At 65.1% G+C, this 18,911-nt stretch carries 18 protein-coding genes; 5 read left to right on the top strand and 13 right to left on the bottom strand.

Annotated elements, in window-relative coordinates; translation table 11 throughout:
- Positions 1 to 64: 64 nt before the first annotated feature.
- Together FY036_RS19590 and speB are read right to left on the bottom strand one after the other, a co-directional pair.
- Entirely contained in the window at positions 65 to 1,153 is a 1,089-nt protein-coding gene (locus tag FY036_RS19590; protein ID WP_148916451.1) for an ABC transporter substrate-binding protein, read from the bottom strand.
- Between the two features lie 72 nt (positions 1,154 to 1,225).
- A complete protein-coding gene (gene speB / locus FY036_RS19585; RefSeq protein ID WP_148916708.1) occupies positions 1,226 to 2,284 on the bottom strand; it encodes an agmatinase in 1,059 nt (352 codons plus the stop codon).
- Between the two features lie 154 nt (positions 2,285 to 2,438).
- On the opposite strand from speB, the gene gcvA reads away from it, so the two are divergent.
- On the top strand, positions 2,439 to 3,428 hold the full coding sequence (gene gcvA / locus FY036_RS19580; protein WP_148916450.1) for a transcriptional regulator GcvA: 990 nt from the start codon (positions 2,439 to 2,441) through the stop codon (positions 3,426 to 3,428).
- 15 nt (positions 3,429 to 3,443) lie between these two features.
- On the top strand, positions 3,444 to 4,613 hold the full coding sequence (locus FY036_RS19575) for an aminotransferase (protein WP_148916449.1): 1,170 nt from the start codon (positions 3,444 to 3,446) through the stop codon (positions 4,611 to 4,613).
- 7 nt (positions 4,614 to 4,620) lie between these two features.
- Here FY036_RS19575 and lpdA read toward each other — a convergent pair whose 3' ends face one another.
- From lpdA to FY036_RS19550, 5 genes are all read right to left on the bottom strand, one after another.
- Positions 4,621 to 6,018 (bottom strand): dihydrolipoyl dehydrogenase, encoded by a 1,398-nt coding sequence (gene lpdA / locus FY036_RS19570; RefSeq protein ID WP_148916448.1) that lies wholly within the window; start codon positions 6,016 to 6,018, stop codon positions 4,621 to 4,623.
- A 3-nt stretch (positions 6,019 to 6,021) separates the two neighbouring features.
- The gene (locus tag FY036_RS19565; protein WP_148916447.1) at positions 6,022 to 7,338 is read right to left on the bottom strand and encodes a dihydrolipoamide acetyltransferase family protein; all 1,317 of its coding nucleotides are present in this window, start codon (positions 7,336 to 7,338) and stop codon (positions 6,022 to 6,024) included.
- Between the two features lie 3 nt (positions 7,339 to 7,341).
- On the bottom strand, positions 7,342 to 8,355 hold the full coding sequence (locus tag FY036_RS19560; protein WP_148916446.1) for an alpha-ketoacid dehydrogenase subunit beta: 1,014 nt from the start codon (positions 8,353 to 8,355) through the stop codon (positions 7,342 to 7,344).
- Between the two features lie 2 nt (positions 8,356 to 8,357).
- Entirely contained in the window at positions 8,358 to 9,590 is a 1,233-nt protein-coding gene (locus tag FY036_RS19555; RefSeq protein WP_148916445.1) for a 3-methyl-2-oxobutanoate dehydrogenase (2-methylpropanoyl-transferring) subunit alpha, read from the bottom strand.
- 243 nt (positions 9,591 to 9,833) lie between these two features.
- Positions 9,834 to 10,289 carry an RbsD/FucU family protein gene (locus FY036_RS19550; protein WP_148916444.1) on the bottom strand — a complete coding sequence of 152 codons (456 nt, stop codon included), beginning with the start codon at positions 10,287 to 10,289 and terminating at the stop codon, positions 9,834 to 9,836.
- Positions 10,290 to 10,418: 129 nt separating this feature from the next.
- Between FY036_RS19550 and FY036_RS19545 the strand changes: the two genes are divergently transcribed.
- The 3 genes from FY036_RS19545 (at position 10,419) to FY036_RS19535 (ending at position 13,020) form a co-directional block, all read left to right on the top strand.
- Entirely contained in the window at positions 10,419 to 11,306 is an 888-nt protein-coding gene (locus tag FY036_RS19545) for an MBL fold metallo-hydrolase (protein WP_201744814.1), read from the top strand.
- 92 nt (positions 11,307 to 11,398) lie between these two features.
- Positions 11,399 to 12,250: an amidohydrolase family protein gene (locus FY036_RS19540; protein ID WP_148916442.1), complete on the top strand. Its 852-nt coding sequence runs from the start codon at positions 11,399 to 11,401 to the stop codon at positions 12,248 to 12,250.
- Positions 12,251 to 12,276: 26 nt separating this feature from the next.
- Complete coding sequence (locus FY036_RS19535; RefSeq protein WP_148916441.1) at positions 12,277 to 13,020, top strand: SDR family NAD(P)-dependent oxidoreductase; 744 nt, start codon at positions 12,277 to 12,279, stop codon at positions 13,018 to 13,020.
- Here the strand turns inward: FY036_RS19535 and FY036_RS19530 are convergent.
- The 6 genes from FY036_RS19530 to FY036_RS19505 all read right to left on the bottom strand — a co-directional run bounded on the left by FY036_RS19530 (position 13,014) and on the right by FY036_RS19505 (position 18,859).
- Positions 13,014 to 13,910, bottom strand: coding sequence for a DMT family transporter (locus tag FY036_RS19530; protein WP_148916440.1), 897 nt, complete (start codon positions 13,908 to 13,910; stop codon positions 13,014 to 13,016). The two genes, FY036_RS19535 and FY036_RS19530, sit on opposite strands and share 7 nt — an antisense overlap.
- 6 nt (positions 13,911 to 13,916) lie before the next feature.
- Positions 13,917 to 15,116, bottom strand: a complete 1,200-nt coding sequence (locus tag FY036_RS19525; RefSeq protein ID WP_148916439.1) for a mandelate racemase/muconate lactonizing enzyme family protein — start codon at positions 15,114 to 15,116, stop codon at positions 13,917 to 13,919.
- Positions 15,117 to 15,204: 88 nt separating this feature from the next.
- On the bottom strand, positions 15,205 to 16,212 hold the full coding sequence (locus FY036_RS19520) for a TRAP transporter substrate-binding protein (RefSeq protein WP_148916438.1): 1,008 nt from the start codon (positions 16,210 to 16,212) through the stop codon (positions 15,205 to 15,207).
- A 49-nt stretch (positions 16,213 to 16,261) separates the two neighbouring features.
- Positions 16,262 to 17,542 (bottom strand): TRAP transporter large permease, encoded by a 1,281-nt coding sequence (locus FY036_RS19515; protein ID WP_148916437.1) that lies wholly within the window; start codon positions 17,540 to 17,542, stop codon positions 16,262 to 16,264.
- On the bottom strand, positions 17,539 to 18,072 hold the full coding sequence (locus FY036_RS19510) for a TRAP transporter small permease (RefSeq protein WP_235897724.1): 534 nt from the start codon (positions 18,070 to 18,072) through the stop codon (positions 17,539 to 17,541). Before FY036_RS19510 ends, FY036_RS19515 begins: the two co-directional genes overlap by 4 nt.
- Complete coding sequence (locus FY036_RS19505; protein WP_235897723.1) at positions 18,035 to 18,859, bottom strand: FadR/GntR family transcriptional regulator; 825 nt, start codon at positions 18,857 to 18,859, stop codon at positions 18,035 to 18,037. The genes FY036_RS19510 and FY036_RS19505 overlap by 38 nt, the downstream gene beginning before the upstream one ends.
- Between the last annotated feature and the right edge of the window lie 52 nt (positions 18,860 to 18,911).

Below are 18,911 nucleotides of genomic sequence, written 5' to 3'. Positions count from 1 at the left end.
GTCAGACAAGGGGTTTCGGCGGAAGCCCCTCCCGCAAACCGGGCGGGAGGGGGATACGAGATCGCTAGCTGGCGATCATCTCGGTCCACTTCTGGTTAAGCCAATCGGCCTTCGAGGTGTAGAGGTCGTAGCGCGGGATGATCGGATCGATATCCGACGACACGGCGCCGAATTCCTCGTCGGTCAGGTCGAGGAGATCGCGGCGCACCGTCGGCGCGGTGCCGACCTTGCGGGACATCTCGGCCTGAATGGCGGGCTGGCTCATATAGTCGATGAAGAGATGGGCTTCCTCGCCCTTCTCGGATGCCCGCGACAGCGCCCAGCAGCCCGAATCCAGAATGCCGCCTTCCTGCGGGAAGGTGGAGCGCACCGGGTTGCCATCGGCAGCCGCAAGGCCGGTCACGTCGTGGTAGTACTGGCCCATCGGGATTTCACCCGACTTCAGAGCCTGCTCGAACTGGGCCTCGTCGCGGTACCACAGCCTGACATTCGGCTTGACCTCGGCGAGCTTCTCGAATGCGGCGATCTGGCCTTCTTCGGTATCCAGCGCGTTGGTGCCGCCCATGAAGGTCTTGGCCGTGACTTCCAGCAGGAAGGAGTTGGAGACGAGCGCGAGCAGGCCGAGCTTGTCGCGGTTGGCCTCGTCCCAGAATGCCGCCCAGCTGTCGGGCGCTTCCGGGTAGGCGTCGGTGTTGGTGACGAGCGTGATGTACCACGCGACCGCCCCGATGCCGGCGACGCGGTCATCCGGGTACTTGTTGACGAACTGGTCGAGAAGGTTGCCGGCGTTTTCGAGCTTCGAAGTGTCGATCGGCGTCCACAGCTCGGTGGACTGGCCCTTGAGCATGGCGACCTGCGACATCATCGAAAGATCGGCCGGGGCCTGGCCCGCGCGGGCGGCCTGCTCGAGCTGCACCAGCCAGGCCTCGCCGGTGGGCTCGGCGATGGATTCCACCGCGATGCCGGTGGCCTCGGTGAAGCCCGGGAAGATGTGCTTGTCGAACGAATCCTTGAAGTAACCGCCATAGACGCCGACCTTGATGGACCGGTCCTGCGCGCGCAGGATCGACGGCATGGCGAGCATGCCGGCAGCGGCAATGCCCCCGCCCAGGACCGCGCGGCGGCTGGCGGTGGTGTTCAGAAGTCTCTTCATCTCGTGTTCTCCTCTTTGGCGGGGTCTGCGCCCCGTTTGATGACGACGTTTGTGGCTATTCTAGTCCGATGTTCAACGCTTTCCAGTGATGGATGGGCTGAACACCATGAGGCTCAGTATCTCGAACAGCATCTGGGCGCCCGCATGGGCCGTGTTGGTGGTGGCATCGTATTGCGGCGCGACCTCGACGACATCGCCGCCGACCAGGTTGACGCCCTTGAGGCCGCGCACGAGCTCCAGCACCTCGCGCGTGGAAGGGCCGCCGATCTCCGGCGTTCCGGTGCCGGGCGCGAAGGCCGGGTCGAGGCTGTCGATGTCGAAGGACAGGTAGGTGGGCCCATCGCCGACGACCTGCCGCGCCTTCTCGATGATGGCGGGGATACCCATAGCGGGCATCTCCTCGGCGTGGATCACGGTCATGCCCGCCTCGTAGGAAAACTCCCACAGATATTCGGCCGAGCCGCGAATGCCGATCTGGATCGTGCGGGTGGGGTCGAGCACGCCGTCCAGCACCGCGTTTCTGAACGGGCCGCCATGGTGGAACTTGGTGCCGTCAAATGCGCCCGACGTGTCGCAATGGGCGTCGATATGGATCATGCCGACGGGACGGTCCCGGCCGACCGCCTTGAGGATGGGATGACTGATGGAGTGGTCGCCGCCGACCGAGAGCGGCGCTGCGCCGGCAGCGACGATCCTGCCGATCCAGGCCTCGATGTCCTCGTGGCTCTGCTCCAGCCTGTAGCGGCTGCGGAAGGGCACATCGCCGATGTCTGCGACGGCGAGTTCATAGACGGGCGCACAGTCGAGCACATGGTTGTAGGGGCCGATACGCTCGATGGCGCGCACCGCACGCGGCCCGAAGCGCGAGCCGGGACGATTTGTGACGCCGAGGTCCATCGGCATGCCGACGATGGCGACCTGAAGGTCGGTGAAATCGGGGTTCTGCGGATCAACCTGTCGATAGGGCGCGTCGAGGAAGGTGGGCAGGCCGGCATAGGGCGCGAGACGCGTACCGCTGGCCGAGAAGATGCGGTCGGCGACGCGCCTGAAGCGCTCGTCGAAAATGTCGCCGCCGTGGCCCGCGCCGTAGCGAGCCCTAAGTGCCGCGAGTTTCTCGTCCGTCCAGTCCATGCCGGCTCCCGCAATCGTGCCTTCGCGCCGATCCCTCTTGACGGGATGCCCCATGCGCGATCCGGTGCCGATGGTGCGGCAGGTGGATTGAAAACACAATTGATATTGTTGTACGCTTGTTTGTGAGTAATCCTCACACCTGAATGTGACAGGCATGACAAGGCGCCTACCTCCTCTCAATCCGCTGCGAGCGTTCGAGGCGACCGCGCGCCACGGCTCGCTTACGCGGGCGGCGGGCGAACTGAACGTGACGCACGGCGCCATCAGCCATCAGATCAGGGCACTGGAGGCTTCGCTGGACGTGCGCCTCTTCGAGCGCATAGGCCAGAGGCTCAAGCTGACGCCGCAGGGGGCGGAGCTGCTGCCGGCGGTGTCGTCGGCGTTCGAGAACATCGCATCGGCCACGGCGCGCATGACGCGGCCGACCAGTTCGGGCGCGCTCTCGGTGTCGTGCGTGCCGGCGCTGCTGTCCTTCTGGCTCATCCCGCGGCTGGGGAGCTTCACGGCGCAGTTTCCCGAGATCAGGCTGACATTCGACGCGTCGAACGATCCGCTGGCGATCCGCTCGCCCGACATCGACGTCTCGATCCTCTATGGCGACGGGAACTGGACCGATTGCTGGCTCAAGCGCTGGTCGCATCTCGAACTGTTTCCGGTGCTGAGCCCGACGCTGATGAACAACCGGCCGCTGCGCACGATCCGCGACCTGGGCAGCCACGTGATGCTGCATGCCGACGATGGCCGGGAATGGCACCAGTGGCTTGCGGCGGCCGACGCGCTCGACCTGTCGCGCGGACCGCAGCATCATTTCTCGGATGCAAGGCTGGGGATTGAGGCCGCGATGCACGGCCACGGCGTGGCCCTTGGCGACACGATGACGGCGGCGGGGCTGCTCGCCAAGGGGCAGCTGGTCGCGCCGTTCAACCTGGCGGTGCCGGCGGCGGACGCGTTCTATGTCGCATGCAGCAACGAATTGCGCGGCGCGCCGATCGTCGGGGTGTTCATCGACTGGCTTTTCGCGCAACTGGCCGAAGACGACGCACGCGCCGAACCGCAGGCTTCGGCCAGACGCGCGATAAGGCGAAGCTCCGACGAGGCGCGCGCCAAGCGCAAGTCTGCGCCGAGGGCGCCCAAGATCACATGACGAGGACTTTCTGACATGCCCAAGGCGGCTTTCAACGCGCTGGTCGCGCGGCTTTCCCTGCCTCCCATTCCTGCCGTGCAGAGCTGGGCACGCTCCTATGACGGCGCGCACGGGCCGCTGATCGACCTGTCGCAGGCCGTGCCCGGCTATCCGCCGCATCCCGACTTGCTGGGCTGGCTGGCGGATGCGGCCGGCTCCGCCGCCTATGCGGGCTATGGCGCTATCGAGGGAGACGGCGTGTTGCGCGCCGCCTATGCGACGCATGTGAGCGAACTCTACGGGGCGCGGCTGGGAGCCGCCAACGTTCACCTGACGGCCGGTTGCAACCAGGCGTTCGTCGCTGCCGTAATGGCCGTTGCAGGACCGGGCGATGCGGTGCTGATGACAAACCCGTGCTATTTCAACCACGAGACCACGCTGCAGATGATGGGGGTCGCGCCGCGCTATTTCGAGTGCCACGCAGAAGCCGGCTTCGTGCCGCGAGTTGCCGATGTGGCGGCCGCGCTGGATGGGGTGAAGGCGCTGGCGCTGGTGTCTCCCAACAACCCGACGGGCGCGGTGTATCCGCCGGAGCTGCTGGGCGAAATCTTCGAGCTGTGCCGCGAAAGGGGCGTGTGGCTGATCCTCGACGAGACGTATCGCGACTTCATCGCAACGGGAAGCGGACGGCCGCACGGGCTGTTCGACGTTGACGGCTGGGAGGAAAACCTCATCCAGCTCTACAGCTTCTCCAAGTCGTTCTGCATTCCCGGCCACCGGTTGGGCGCGATCACGGCAGGTGCTGAGGCCGTGACGCAAATGGCGAAGGTGATGGACAACCTTCAAATCTGCGCGCCGCGCGCGCCGCAGCAGGCGGTGGCAAGAGGGCTGCCGGCGCTGGTGGAATGGCGCGAGGGCAACCGGCTGGAAATAGAGCGCAGGGCCGACGCCATGCGGGCGGCGTTCGCCTCGCTGCCGGAATGGGAGATGGAGGCTATGGGCGCCTATTTCGCCTTCGTGCGCCACCCGTTCGATGGGGTCGATGCCGCCAGCGTCGCGCAGACGATGGCGCGCGACCTCGGCGTCGTCACCATCCCCGGCAGCTATTTCGGCACGGGGCTGGAACGCCACCTGCGCATTGCCTTCGCCAATGTGGACGCCGAGCAGATCGGCGAAGTGGCGGGGCGGCTGCGGCTGATGAAATAGATGCGTCCTAGATGTGCAGGGCGTGGCCGAGCGCCTTGAGGGCGGCTTCCTGGAAGCCTTCGCTCTGGGTCGGGTGGGCGTGGATCGTGCCGGCGATGTCTTCCAGGCGCGCGCCCATCTCGATGGCGAGCGAAAAGGCGGCCGAAAGCTCCGACACGCCCGCGCCAACGGCCTGGATGCCCAGCACGAGATGGTTGTCGGCCCGCGCGACCACGCGCACGAAGCCGGCCTCGTTCTGGAGCGTCATGGCGCGACCGTTGGCGGAGAACGGAAACTGGCCGATCTTGATCTCGGCGCCCGTCGCGCGCGCTTCATCGGGTGACAGGCCGGCAGACACCACTTCGGGGTCGGTGAAGCAGACGGCGGGGATGCAGCGCTTGTCCCAGCTTCTTTTGTTGCCCGCCACGATCTCGGCGACCATCTCGCCCTGCGCCATGGCGCGGTGGGCCAGCATCGGCTCGCCGGTGACATCGCCGATGGCATAGATCCCGCGCATGGATGTGCGGCACTGGTCGTCGATGCGGATGAAGGGGCCGGTCCTGTCGAGGTCGATCTCGTCCAGGCCCCAGCCTTCGGTGGCAGGCTTGCGGCCGACGGTGACGAGAACGTGGTCGGCCGCGATCTTCTCTTCGGCGCCATCGGCGGTTTCGACCAGCAATGCGCTGCCGTCCGATGAAAGCCCCTTTGCCCTTGCGCCGGTCAGCACCGTTACGCCCAGCGCTTCCAGGCGCTTCGCAACGGGCTTGGTGAGCTCCTGATCGTAAAGGGGCAGGATGCGTGGCAGGGCTTCGACTACCGTGACCTTCGTGCCCATCTTGGCGAAAGCGGTGCCCAGTTCCAGCCCGATATAGCCGCCGCCCACGACGGCCAGTGTGTCGGGAACCTTCTTGAGCGCAAGCGCCTCGGTCGAAGAAATGACGTTACCGCTGAAGGGCAAGAATGGCAGCTCGACCGGCTTCGACCCGGTGGCGATGACGATAGCCTCGGCGCGGATCACCTGCGTGCCCGTCTCGGTCTCGACCTCGACTGTCTTGCCGTCGCGGAAGCGCGCCCAGCCCTGCACGGACTTGACCTTTGCCTTCTTGAGCAGGCCGGCAACGCCTGTGTTGAGACGGCCGACGATGCCGTCCTTCCATGCGACGGTCTTCTTCAGATCGATGGCGGGCTTGGACAGGCTGATGCCGATGGGATCCTTGCCGCCGGCCATCTCGGTGACGCGCAGATATTCGTCTGCCGCGTGGATGATGGCCTTGGAGGGAATGCAGCCGACGTTCAGGCAGGTGCCGCCGGGCTTGCCGGCCTCGACGATGACCGTATCGACGCCGAGTTGCCCGGCGCGAATGGCGCAGACATAGCCGCCCGGGCCGGAGCCGATGACGAGGAGCTTGCAGGAGATTTCTTTCATGGATCAATCCCCCACAAAAATAAGCGCCGGGGTTTCCAGCAGCGTCTTGATGCGCTGGATGAAGACGGCGGCGTCCCAGCCGTCGATGACGCGGTGGTCGAAGGAGGACGAGAGGTTCATCATCTTGCGCGGGATGAACTGCGAACCGTCCCAGACCGGGCGCATCATCATCTTGTTGACGCCGACGATGGCGACCTCGGGATGGTTGATGACCGGCGTCGTGACGACGCCACCCATCGCGCCGAGCGAGGTGATGGTGATGGTGGAGCCGGAAAGTTCCTCGCGGGTCGCCGTGCCGGCCTTGGAGACTTCCGCGAGCCGGTTGATCTCGGCTGCGCAATCCCACAGATCGCGTGCTTCGGCGTGGCGCAGCACGGGCACGACGAGGCCCGAAGGCGTCTGCGCGGCGATGCCGACATGCACGCCGCCATGCCGATGGATGATGCCCGCCTCATCGTCGTAGATGGCGTTCAACTGCGGCTGCTCGGCAATCGCCCTGACCATGGCGCGGACAAGGAAAGGCAGGAGCGTCAGCTTGGCGCGATCGGGACGCTTCTCGGCATTGAGCTTCGCTCGAAGTTCCTCAAGCGCGGTGACGTCGATTTCCTCGACATAGGTGATGTGCGGGATGCGCGACTTCGCCAGTGCCATCTTTTCGGCGATGCGGCGGCGCAGGCCTACGACCTTGACCTCCTCGACGGACGTGTCGGGGCGCAGGCCGGTGGCCACCGGCTGGCTGCCCTGCCTGAGGAAGTGGTCGATGTCCTCGTGGGTGATGCGGCCGGCCGGGCCGGTGCCGGGCACCTGCCGAAGGTCGATACCAGCCTCCTTCGCGCGCAGGCGCACGGCGGGCGATGCCAGCGGCTTTTCGCCTTCCGGTCGGGGTGCGCCGGTGGAGCCGTTGGTCGCAGTCCGCGATGGCGCTTTGGCCGGCTCCGACTTCGCGACAGGTTTGGAAGGGGCGGCGGCCTCGGACTTTTGCGTGGGCGGTGGCGGGAGCTTTTCGCCCTCGGGGGCCATGCCTTCGGCTATCGGTGCTTCGCCCTCGCCGTCGTCCATCGGCGCGCTGGTAGCGTCGCCGGCGGTCTCGATCCTGACGATGGCGGAGCCGACGGCGACGGTCTCGCCGATCTCCGCACCCAACCAGCTTACCTTGCCTTCCACGGGCGAGGGGATTTCGACCGTCGCCTTGTCGGTCATGACCGCTGCGAGAACCGCGTCCTCGCGCACCAGATCGCCGACCTTGACGTGCCATTCGACAAGTTCGGCCTCGGCCACGCCTTCGCCCACGTCGGGCATCTTGATGGTGTGCTCAGCCATGTCTCAAGCCTCCATCACTTCGAGAAGCGCTTCGCCGACGCGCCTGGGGCCGGGGAAGTAGTCCCACTCCTGCGCGTGCGGGTAGGGCGTGTCCCAGCCGGTGACGCGGGCTACGGGCGCTTCGAGATGGTAGAAGCAGTGCTCCTGCACCAGCGCGGCAAGCTCCGCGCCGAAGCCGGAGGTGAGCGTCGCCTCGTGCACGATCACGCAGCGGCCGGTCTTGGTGACGGACGCCACTATTGCGTCGAGGTCGAGCGGCAGCAGGGTACGCAGGTCGATCACCTCGGCGTCGATGCCGGTCTCCTCGGCGGCGGCCTGTGCGACATAGACCATCGTGCCATAGGCCAGCACCGTGACGGCAGACCCTTCGCGCGCCACATGCGCCTTGCCGAGCGGTACGGTGAAGTGTCCCTCAGGCGCTTCGCCCAGCGGATGCTTGGACCATGCCGTGACGGGACGATCGTGGTGACCGTCGAACGGGCCGTTGTAGAGCCGCTTGGGCTCCAGGAAGATGACCGGGTCGGGGTCCTCGATGGCCGCGATGAGCAGGCCCTTGGCGTCGTGCGGGTTGGACGGGACGACGACCTTGAGGCCCGAGACGTGCGTGAAAAGGGCTTCCGGGCTCTGGCTGTGGGTCTGTCCACCGAAGATGCCGCCGCCGGTGGGCATGCGGATCACGATGGGGCAGGTGAACTGGCCGTTGGAGCGGTAGCGCAGGCGTGCGGCCTCGGACACGATCTGGTCGTAAGCCGGGTAGACGTAGTCGGCGAACTGGACCTCGACGCAGGGGCGCAGGCCGTAGGACGCCATGCCGATGGCGGCGCCCACGATGCCCAGCTCCGAGATCGGCGCGTCGAAGCAGCGCGTCTTGCCGTATTTCTGCTGGAGGCCGGCGGTGCAGCGGAACACGCCGCCGAAATAGCCGACATCCTCGCCGAACACGACGACATTGTCGTCGCGCTCCATGGAGACATCCATGGCCGAGCGGATCGCCTCGATCATCGTCATGCGCGGCATGGCTAGACTCCCGCCTTCTGGCGCTGGCGGCGCAGGTGCGGCGGCATGGTCTCGTAGACGCCTTCGAACATGTCGCGGGTGGAAGGCTTGCCGCCGGAGTGAAGCGTACCGTGTTTTTCGGCTTCCTTCTGCGCGGCGATCACCGTGTCGAGTATTTCGGCCTCGGTCTGCTTGTGGCGGTCGTCCGACCACAGGCCGCGCTTGATGAGGTGGTTCTTGAGCCGGATGACCGGGTCGCCCAGCGGCCAGACGTCCGATTCCGTCTTGGGGCGGTAGGCGGAGGGATCGTCGGAGGTGGAATGGGCGCCGACGCGGTAGGTGACGTATTCGACCAGCGTGGGGCCGAGGTTCTTGCGCGCGCGTTCGACCGCCCATTTGGCGACAGCGTGGACGGCCAGATAGTCGTTTCCGTCGACCCGCAGCGCGGGGATGCCGAAGCCGTGGCCTCTCGCCGCAAACGTGCCCGAGCCGCCGCGGGCGATGCCCTGAAAGGTCGAGATCGCCCACTGGTTGTTGACGATGTTGAGCACCACGGGCGCGCGGTAGGTGGAGGCGAAGACGAGGGCGGCGTGAAAGTCGCTCTCCGCCGTCGAGCCGTCTCCGATCCAGCCGGCCGCGATCTTCGTGTCGTTCTTGATGGCGGACGCCATCGCCCAGCCGACCGCCTGGATGAACTGTGTGCCGAGATTGCCCGAGATCGAGAAGAAGCCATGCTCCTTGGACGAATACATGATCGGGAGCTGGCGGCCCTTCAGCGGGTCGGCCTCGTTGGAATAGATCTGGTTCATCATCTCGACCATCGGATAGCCGCCCGCGATCAGCAGGCCGGCCTGTCGATAGGTCGGGAAGTTCATGTCGCCCGGCTCGAGCGCCTTGCGGAAGGCGCAACTGACCGCCTCCTCGCCCATATGCTGCATGTAGAACGAGGTCTTGCCCTGCCGCTGCGCGGTCTGCATGCGCGCGTCGAAGGCACGCAGCGTCATCATGTGGCGCAGACCTTCCATAACCTCGTCATCGGTGAGGGTGCCCGCCCAGGGACCGACAGCCTCGCCGTCGCGGTTCAGCACGCGGATGATGGAATAGGCGAGATCGCGGATTTCGCGCGGGTCGACATCGACCGGCGGGCGCTCGACAGAGCCAGCCTTGGGAATCACGACCCTGGAAAAGTCGGGCGTGTCGCCGGGGCGCACCTCGGGCTCCGGCACGTGAAGGCTCAGCCTGTTCGCTTCGGCCATTTTCGTCTCCTCGCCAACCCAAGCTCGCAGCCAGCTAATGTAAAGCAAAGCCGCTTGTCTACAGGGGGAAAGTGGACGCAGGCGCCCCGCTTTCAAGCCGAAAAGGTGCGCGGCACGGGAAAGTTGAGGTTCGTTTCCTGGCGCGGAGTGCAGGCTTTTCTTTTGTTGCCGGCAAGCGCCGTTGCGCGAACGGATCGTGCCTTCCCGCTATTGGCGGACAGGCCAAAAAAAATCTGCGCGATTTCAGTTTCGGGCGAAGCGCGCGGCTTCGTCGGGCGTCACCACGCCCTTCTTGAGGATGATGTTGGCGTAGAGCGCCTGCTCTCCGGTTGCGACGATGAAGGCTGCCTTCGCTGCGCGCTCGTAGAATGCGAAGCGCTCCAGCGGCTCGATCGAGAACGGGCCTGCCAGCCTGTCCACGACTTCCTGAAAGGCAAGGCATATGGGAGGGACGATCTGCGGCGTATCCACCATCTCCATGCGCCACGCGGCGGCGGGGTCGAACGTGTCGAGCGGCATGTGGGTCAGCACGGCTTCCAGCAGCGGCAAAGCCGCCATGCCGTCGGCACGAACGACCTCGGGGCCGAGCGTTGCGGCGGGAAAGTTGGCGTCCACGATGGCGATCTCGTCGCCGTGGCCCATGGTGGCCAGCGCAAACAGGAGATTGGGGCCCAGCAGCGGGTGTATGTCGCGCAGCATCCTTGTCGATCCTCCCGGCAAATGCGGCCCAAGGACAGCGGAGAAAAGCAGCGAGCGCAAGCCTATCGAGGCACTATTCAAATGCTAAAAACGGCCGTATGCAGAGAAAAATATTCCATGGAGACGAGCATGCGCAAAACACTGCGCCCCGATGTTTCTGCGTTCTACGACAAGCGGACGTTCTCGATACAATATGTCGTTGCCGACCCGGCGACGAAGAAGTGCGCGATCGTAGACCCCATTCTCGATTTCGACGAAAAGTCTGGTTCGGTGAAGACGGAAAACGCCGATCGCATCCTCGACTTCATCGCCGCGCGCGGGCTGAGCGTGGAATGGATACTCGACACGCACCCGCATGCCGACCATTTCTCCGCCGCCCAGTATCTCAAGGGAAAGACCGGCGCGCCCACGGCCATCGGCGACCATGTGGTGGAGGTGCAGAAGCTGTGGAAGGACATCTACAACTGGCCCGACTTTGCCGCCGACGGCTCCCAGTGGGACAGGCTGTTTGCGGAAGGCGACATTTTCGCCATCGGCGAGCTGGAAGGGCGGGTGCTGTTTTCGCCGGGTCATACGCTGGCTTCCATCACCTATGTCGTGGGTGATGCCGCGTTTATCCACGACACGATGTTCATGCCGGACAGCGGCACGGCACGCTGCGACTTTCCCGGCGGCAGCGCGGCGCGGCTGTGGAACTCGATACAGCAAATCCTGGCGCTGCCCGACGAGATGCGGCTTTTCACCGGGCACGACTACCAGCCGGGCGGGCGCGAGCCGTTGTGGGAGGCGAGCGTCGCCGAACAGAAGACAACCAATTCGCATATGGCGAACTGCCGGACCCAGGCGGAGTTCGTCGCCGTGCGCGAGGCGCGCGACGCAACGCTGCCGATGCCGAAGCTGATCCTGCATGCGCTGCAGGTGAACATCAGGGGCGGTCGGCTTCCGGAACCGGAAGACAATGGCCGACGATACCTGAAGATACCCATTGACGCGCTGGAGGGTGCGGTCTGGGGGTAGGGCCCGCGTCCGAATTTGAGACGCCGGGGAATGACGTTATTGTCCGAGCCTGATACCTGCGAAGCAGCCCTTCGCGGCACAGGGAGGACAAGGTGCCCGACACCGCCATCATCGACACGCATCTGCATATCTGGGATCCGCGGCTGATCCGCTATCCGTGGATCGAGGGCAACGACCTGCTCGACCGCCCATATCTGCCGGGCGACCACGCGGCCGCGTTTTCGGGCGTGGATGTCGAGGCGATGGTGTTCGTGCAATGCGACGCGGAAGCTTCCGCCTATCTCGACGAGGTGGACTGGGTCGCCGCGCAGGCAGACCAAGAGCCGCGCATCAAGGCGATCGTCGCCTTTGCGCCGCTTGAAAAGGGCAGGGCGGTGGAAGCCGAACTGGCCGCTTTGAAAAAGCGGCCGCTGGTGCGCGGCGTGCGCCGCCTGCTGCAGGACGAAGACCCCGCGTTCTGCCTGCGGCCGCATTTCATCGAGGGCGTGCGCGCGCTTGCGGATTTCGGCCTTTCCTTCGACATCTGCATCAAGCATCGGCACATGGCGAACATCCTGCGCTTCGTGGAGGCGTTGCCGGAGGTTCCGATGATCCTCGATCACATCGGCAAGCCGGGCATCCGCGACGGACTGTTGCAGCCATGGGCCGCGCAGATGCGCGAGCTGGCGCAGTTTCCAAACGTGGCGTGCAAGATATCCGGTGTTGCGACCGAGGCGCGGGCGGACTGGACGGCGGACGAGCTGAAGCCTTTCATCGAGGTGGCGTTCTCCGAGTTCGGGTTCGAGCGGACCATGTATGGCGGCGATTGGCCGGTGATGCTGCTGGCGATAGAGCCGATGCGCTGGATCGAAACGCTGGACGATCTGCTGCGTCACGCCAGCCCGCAGCAGCGGCTATCCTTCTGGCGCGACAACGCGATGAGCACCTATCGACTGGACATGTGAGCAGAACGACAACCGGGGACAACTGGATGAGCGAACGATTCAAGGATCGCGTGGCGGCCATTACCGGCGGTGCGGGCGGGATAGGCCTCGAGATCGGGGCGCGGATCGTGCGCGAGGGGGGCACGGCATTCCTGCTCGATCTCGACGTGGTGCGGGCGGAAGCGGCAGCCGACCGCATCGGCGGCAAGGCATTCGGGCTGGCTGGCGACGTGTCCGACGAAAACTCGATCAACCGGGCGATGCAGGCAGCGTTCGAGAGCTTCGGGCGGATCGACATACTGGTGAACAGCGCGGGCATCACCGGGCCGAACGTCCTTATGGAGGACTATCCGGTGGATGCCTGGCGGCAGGTGATGGAGGTCAATCTGACCGGCACGTTCCTGGCCTGCAAGGCGGTGGTGCCCTTGATGCGCGGTGCCGACTACGGGCGCATCGTCAACATCGCCTCGGTGGCCGGCAAGGAAGGCAACCCGCTGGCGTCGGCCTACTCCGCCTCGAAGGCCGCCGTGATCGGACTTACCAAGTCGCTGGGCAAGGAACTGGCGAAGACCGGGATACGCGTCAACGCCGTAACGCCGGCTGCTGTGAAGACCGAGATTTTCGACCAGATGACGGAGGAGCACATCGCCTTCATGCTGTCGAAGATTCCGATCGGCCGTTTCGGGCTGGTGGAAGAAGTGGCTGCTCTGGTGTGCTGGCTGGCGTCCGAGGAATGCTCGTTCTCGACCGCCTCCGTCTTCGACGTTTCGGGCGGGCGCGCCACCTACTGACGCGCCTTGGCCTTCTGCTCTCGCATGAAGATAAACAGCCCGGCCGAGACGATGATCGCCGCGCCGGCGAGCATCGCCGTGCGCGGGATGTCGCCAAAGACCAGCCAGCCGAAAACGACTGCCCAGAACAAAAGCGTGTACTGGAAGGGTGCGACGGTCGCGGCATCGGCGAGCTTGAGTGCGCGGTTGACGCACATATGCGCCACCATCGCCACCACGCCCAAGAGGCCGAGCAGCACGAAATCGAAGCCCGACGGCGTGACCCAGCCCATTGGCGCCGTTGCGAGGCCGAGCACGCCGGCCCCGACGAGTTGCCAGAACACCAGCGTCGTATCCGGTGTGCCGCGAAGCGCGCGCCCGGACAGCATCATGAACGCGAAGCAGAACGAGCCGACGATGGAGATGAGGGCCGGCGCGGTGAGCGTGGCGGCCGAGGGTTCGAGCGCGACGACAACGCCGGCAAAGCCGATGAAGATCGCAGTCCAGCGCTTCCAGCCGACCTGTTCGCCAAGCAGGAAAGGCGAAAGGGCCGCCACATAGATCGGCGCGGCCAGCCAGTAGGTCATCACATCAGCAAGCGGCAGGGTGATGACGGCGAAGTAGAAGCAGTAGACTTCCGCCGACGACATCACCACGCGCAGGAACTGCATGCCGGGGCGCTCGACCGAGAACAGCGGCCGGAGGCCGCTTCGCCAGATGAAGGGCGCGAGGATGAGAAGGGCTGCGGCGCTGCGGATCAGCAGCACCTGCCCGACCGAGTAGGTCGCGACCAGCCACTTGCCCATCACGTCGTTAAGCGCGAACAGCATGATGCCGATGAGCATGACGATGATGCCGAGGCGGGCCGCCGAGGTCGTGCCGGGCTGTGCGGCGGTCAGAATGGTCGTCATCGCCTGCTACTTCCCGTTGCTTGTCCGCACGATAGCGTCGGCACGCCTGTCGATGTCGGGCAGCAGTTCGATGCCAAGGCCAGGCGCGTCGGTGAGGCGTATCTCGCCGTTCGACACGTCGGGCAGGGCGGTGACCAGCTCCTTGTACCACCCGGTGTAGAAGGCGCGCACCGATTCCTGGATCAGCGTGTTGCGCGCGTGCAGCGAAAACTGGCACGAGGCCATGAAGACGACCGGGCCGGTGCAGTCGTGCGGAGCCACGGGTATCTGGTGGGCCTCCGCCATGCCGGCGATCTTGCGCGCTTCCGAAAGACCGCCGCACCACGACAGGTCGAGCATCGCCACGCCTGCCACGCCTGTCGCCAGATAATCGCGGAAGGCGTGCGGATAGGCGAGCGTTTCGGACGCGCAGATCATGGCACGCGAATGCGGCGCATAGGCCCTCAACGTCTCCAGCGAATCCATGCGCACGGGATCTTCGTGCCAGTAGGTGTCGTAGTCGGCCAGTGCGCGGGCGATGCGCTGCGCGGCCGGCAGTTTCCACAGCGAGTGGAACTCGACCATGATGTCCATGCGGTCGCCGACCGCGTTGCGTATCTTCTCGAACGGCTCCAGCGCCTTGCGCAGCTCATCAGCCGAAATGTCGAGACCGTCGGTGCGCTCGGCGGCGATGTCGAACGGCCAGATCTTCATGCCGCTGATGCCCTGCTCCAGCAGGGAATGTGCCAGCTCGTCTGCACGGTGGAGGAAGCCGTCGAGGTCTTCGTAGGGGCCTTCAGCCTCGCCGACGCCCCAGTTGGCGACCGCCTGCGCGCGGGCATCGCGCACATATTTGTAGCCCGCGCAGGTGTTGTAGGTGCGCACGCTTTCGCGGCTGCGCCCGCCCAGCGCGATGGAGACTGGCACACCCAGCGCCTTGCCGAAGATGTCCCACAGCGCGATGTCGACAGCGGAATTGCCGCGCGTCTCGACGCCCGCGCCGCGCCATCCCAGGTAGCCGAGAAGATCGCGGTTGATCGCCTCGATGTGCATCGGGTCGCGTCCGATGAGCTTCGGCGCGACCGTCTCATGCAGATACGCCTCGACGGCCGCCGCGCCCATGAAGGTTTCGCCAAGACCGGTGATGCCTTCGTCCGTGTGCAGCCGCACCCAGACGAGATTGGCGAACTCGCCGAGGCGTATCGTTTCGAGCGACGTGATCTTCATGCTGTGCCTGCGGGCGATGTTCGGGAATGCAGTCGGGTCAGAAGTTGGGAGGCGCGGGCGGCGGAGAGGCCGCCCGCGCCGATGGATGTCAGTTGCCGCGAATTTCAGCCAGGGCGGCCTGGACGCGCTCGACCACTTCCGGGCCGATATCGGCCGCGTGCTTCTCGTAGACGACCTGCGCCTTCTCGACCATGCGGGCCTGCTCTTCCGCGCTCAGTTCGTTGACCTGCATTCCTGCCTCGGTCACCGCAGCCAGCGACTTCTCGGAAAGCTCGCGGCTTGCCGCACGCTGGGCGTCACGCCCGACAATGGCGCATTCCTGAAGCGCGGCCTGCTCTTCGGCCGACAGCGTGTCCCAGATGGGCTTGGAGAACAGTACGAGGAACGGCGTGTAGGCGTGACGGGTGACCGACAGGTACTCCTGCACTTCGTAGAACTTCGACGTGTCGATGGTGACGAACGGATTTTCCTGAGCGTCGATTGCCTTGGTCTCGAGCGCCGAGAACACCTCGCCGAAGGCCATCGGCGTGGCGTTCGCACCCATGTTCTGGAAGGTGTCGAGGAAGATGTTGTTTTGCATGACGCGAACCTTCATGCCTTCGAGGTCCTCCCACTTCTCGACCGGGTTGCGCGAGTTGGTGAGGTTGCGGAAGCCGTTCTCCCAGTAGGCGAGGTTGATGAGGCCCACTTCCGGCAGCATCTCGGCGATGTAGTCGCCGAACTCGCCGTCGAGCACCGCGTCGGCTTCCTCTTCGTTGGCGAACAGGAACGGCAGGTCGAACACGCCCAGCGCCGGCAGGATGCCGACCAGCGGCGACGACGAGGTGACGACCATTTCCTGCGTGCCGGAACGAAGCGCCTGCGTCGCCTGAAGGTCGCCGCCGAGCGCGCCACCCCAGAAGGCGGTGATCTTGGTCGCGCCGCCCGACTTCTCCGTCAGGCACGCTTCCATCGCCGATACGCCGTTGCCGGCCGGATGGTCCGCGTTGACGCCGTTGGAAATGCGCAGGTTGCGGTCCGTGAACTGGGCGGATGCGGGCATTGCGACGCTGAGGGCGAGCATGGCGCCGAGTGCTGCGGTGATTGCGTGTTTCATTTCAGTCTCCTCCGGTTTGGGTTCTTTGCATGCCTCGCACGTCCGTAGGCTAACCTCTCAGCCATTGCAGCGGGACGAGCACGAGTTGGGGGAACAGGATCAGCAGCAGCAGGACTGCCGCATGGGCCAGGAAGAACGGCGCGACGCCGCCGATAACCTTGCCGAGCGGAACGCGCGCGACGCCGCTGACCACGTTGAGGACGATGCCCACCGGCGGCGTTATGAGCCCGATGCAGGTGTTCATCACGAACAGTACGCCGAAATAGATCGGGTCGATGCCGGCCTGCTTGATGATGGGCATGAGAACCGGTGTCAGAATCAGGATGGTGGGCGCGAGGTCGAGCGCGGTGCCGACCACCAGCACCAGAAGCATGATGACCAGCATCAGCAGGATGGGCCTGTCGATGAGCGGCTGGATCATGCCGCCGATCTCGGCCGGGATGTTCGCGCTGGTGATAAGCCAGGCGGACACGAGCGCGGCCGCGACGAGGAAAAGCACCACCGAGGTCGTCTTGGCGGCGCTGAGCAGGACGCCGTACAGATCGGAAATCTTGAGCTCGCGGTAGATGAACATGCCTACGAACAAAGCGTAGACAGCCGCGATGACGGCCGCTTCCGTCGGCGTGAAGATGCCGAAGCGGATGCCGCCCAGGATAATGACGGGCATGAGAAGCGCCCATCCCGCGCGAACGGTTGCACGCCCGCGTTCGGCCCAGCTCTGCCGTGGCAGCGTGGCGACATCGTCCTTGCGGGCCACGATCTGCCAGGCGATGAAAAGACCCACGGCCATCAGCAGGCCGGGGAATATGCCGGCGAGGAAAAGCTGCGTGATCGACACGTTGGCCGCCACGCCGAAGATGATGAAGGCGATGGAGGGCGGAATGACAGGCGCGATGATGCCGCCGCCCGCAATGAGGCCGGCGGAACGAGGCACGTTGTAGCCGGCCCGGCGCATCATCGGGATGAGGATCGCCGCCAGTGCGGCCGTATCGGCGGCAGCAGACCCCGACAGCGAGGCCATGATGACGGCCGCGACGATGGCGACGACGCCCAGCCCGCCCTTGCGATGGCCGACGAACGAGATGGCGAAGTCGATGATGCGCTTGGACAGGCCGCCCCTGTTCATCAGCTCTCCGGCGAGCATGAAGAAGGGGATGGCCAGCAGGGTGAAGGTGTTGGCACCCTCGATCATGTTCTGGGCGACGATCTGGGTGTTGAAGATGCCCATATAGGTCATCAGCACGATGCCGCAGAACATCAGCGCAAACGCGACCGGCACGCCGATGGCCATGGCCCCGAGAAGGGAGGCGAGGAAGACGAGGATGGTCATTCTGCGCGCCCCACGTGAGCGGTTTCATCGAACTCGCCGGCGAAGGTGGCGATCTCCTCCTCGGTGACCTGGCCGGTAACAATGCGGACGATGCGCAGGAGGGCGATGAGGCCGATGCCGACGGAGGTGAAGAAGGTGATGCCGAAAATCCAGATCATCGGCATGCCGGTGACCGCCGCCTTCATCGAGGCGTTGATGGGGGCCTGCTTCCAAGTGCCCCAGAACAGCACCGCCATGCACAGGATGATGACGAGGTTTGTGGCGAGCATCAGCACCAGGCGGCCGCTGCGGCCGAACAGGCGAACGAAGCTCTCGACGCCGAGATGTGCGTTTTCGCGGAACGCGATGACCGCTCCGATAAAGGTGAGCCAGACGAAGAAATAGCGTGCGGCTTCCTCGGAGAAGGTGATTCCCGTGTTGAAGCCGTAGCGAAGCACCACGTTGGTGAAGACCATCACGGCCATCCCGCCAAGCAGGAAGACCATGAGGATTTCAATCCCCCGGATCAGCCACGCGATCCCGTTCTGCATGTGCTCTCTCCTCCCTGACGATGTTCGGCAGAACGCCGATGATGTCCTTGCGCGCCTCCTCGATGAGCGTCGTCAACGCCCGTCGCGCGCCCTCGGAATCCCCGACGATGATGGCGTCGGCAACCGCGCGATGCATGGGCAGCGAACCGCGCGCCGTCTCCAAACTGATGACAGAGAGACTGAACGACGCGCGCAGCGTGTTGGTCATCAACGGCACCAGCTGGCGCAGGAACTGGTTGTTCGCGCCAAGAATGATCGTCTCGTGAAAATCGAGGTCGGCCTCGTGGTAACTGCCGATGCCATCGACCGCCGTGCTCATGCGGGCGAAAGCGTCGTTCAGCCGATGCACTGGAAAATCGGGATTGGCAGCCGCCAGTCCAGCCGCATAGGGCTCGATGCCAAGGCGAAAACGGATGAGATCCTCGATGAACTCGCGCGTGAGGCCGCGCGTCATGCGCCAGTCCACCACCTGCGGGTCGAACAGGCTCCATGAATCGATCGGTGTCACGCGTGTGCCGTGGCGACGCCTGACCTCGACCATGCCCTTGGCAACCAGCGTGCGCATCGCCTCGCGCACCACCGTGCGGCTGACGCGCAGTTCACCGCCGATGTCCTCCTCGCGGGGCAGCACTGTACCTGCGGAGAAACGGCCGCCGACTATCCAGTTGGCAATCTGGTCCACCGCTTCCTGATGACGGGTGCGCAAGGTGCTCATCCAATCATCATACGTATGATTAATGGTCACGCAAGATGAACTTTCAGCGTGCATCAAGAGGCTGTGGAACATGAAATGGCGGGACCGCGGGCGCACGCTGCCCCAAGAATGAACCCGGCAAAGG

The organism is Neoaquamicrobium microcysteis, from assembly GCF_008180155.1.
GTDB classification, from domain to species: domain Bacteria; phylum Pseudomonadota; class Alphaproteobacteria; order Rhizobiales; family Rhizobiaceae; genus Aerobium; species Aerobium microcysteis.
The sequence above is the reverse complement of the archived record's forward strand: the minus strand, read 5'-3'. Positions and strand labels throughout refer to the sequence as shown.

Bases quoted from the DNA above. Each gene is read 5' to 3' on its own strand.
- FY036_RS19565 (WP_148916447.1), bottom strand. From the start codon at position 7,338: ATGGCTGAGCACACCATCAAGATGCCCGACGTGGGCGAAGGCGTGGCC.
- FY036_RS19555 (WP_148916445.1), bottom strand. From the start codon at position 9,590: ATGGCCGAAGCGAACAGGCTGAGCCTTCACGTGCCGGAGCCCGAGGTG.
- FY036_RS19515 (WP_148916437.1), bottom strand. From the start codon at position 17,542: ATGACCATCCTCGTCTTCCTCGCCTCCCTTCTCGGGGCCATGGCCATC.
- FY036_RS19525 (WP_148916439.1), bottom strand. From the start codon at position 15,116: ATGAAGATCACGTCGCTCGAAACGATACGCCTCGGCGAGTTCGCCAAT.
- FY036_RS19590 (WP_148916451.1), bottom strand. From the start codon at position 1,153: ATGAAGAGACTTCTGAACACCACCGCCAGCCGCCGCGCGGTCCTGGGC.
- FY036_RS19560 (WP_148916446.1), bottom strand. From the start codon at position 8,355: ATGCCGCGCATGACGATGATCGAGGCGATCCGCTCGGCCATGGATGTC.
- lpdA (WP_148916448.1), bottom strand. From the start codon at position 6,018: ATGAAAGAAATCTCCTGCAAGCTCCTCGTCATCGGCTCCGGCCCGGGC.
- FY036_RS19530 (WP_148916440.1), bottom strand. From the start codon at position 13,910: ATGACGACCATTCTGACCGCCGCACAGCCCGGCACGACCTCGGCGGCC.
- FY036_RS19510 (WP_235897724.1), bottom strand. From the start codon at position 18,072: ATGCAGAACGGGATCGCGTGGCTGATCCGGGGGATTGAAATCCTCATG.
- speB (WP_148916708.1), bottom strand. From the start codon at position 2,284: ATGGACTGGACGGACGAGAAACTCGCGGCACTTAGGGCTCGCTACGGC.
- FY036_RS19545 (WP_201744814.1), top strand. From the start codon at position 10,419: ATGCGCAAAACACTGCGCCCCGATGTTTCTGCGTTCTACGACAAGCGG.
- FY036_RS19505 (WP_235897723.1), bottom strand. From the start codon at position 18,859: ATGTTCCACAGCCTCTTGATGCACGCTGAAAGTTCATCTTGCGTGACC.
- gcvA (WP_148916450.1), top strand. From the start codon at position 2,439: ATGACAAGGCGCCTACCTCCTCTCAATCCGCTGCGAGCGTTCGAGGCG.
- FY036_RS19520 (WP_148916438.1), bottom strand. From the start codon at position 16,212: ATGAAACACGCAATCACCGCAGCACTCGGCGCCATGCTCGCCCTCAGC.
- FY036_RS19575 (WP_148916449.1), top strand. From the start codon at position 3,444: ATGCCCAAGGCGGCTTTCAACGCGCTGGTCGCGCGGCTTTCCCTGCCT.
- FY036_RS19535 (WP_148916441.1), top strand. From the start codon at position 12,277: ATGAGCGAACGATTCAAGGATCGCGTGGCGGCCATTACCGGCGGTGCG.
- FY036_RS19550 (WP_148916444.1), bottom strand. From the start codon at position 10,289: ATGCTGCGCGACATACACCCGCTGCTGGGCCCCAATCTCCTGTTTGCG.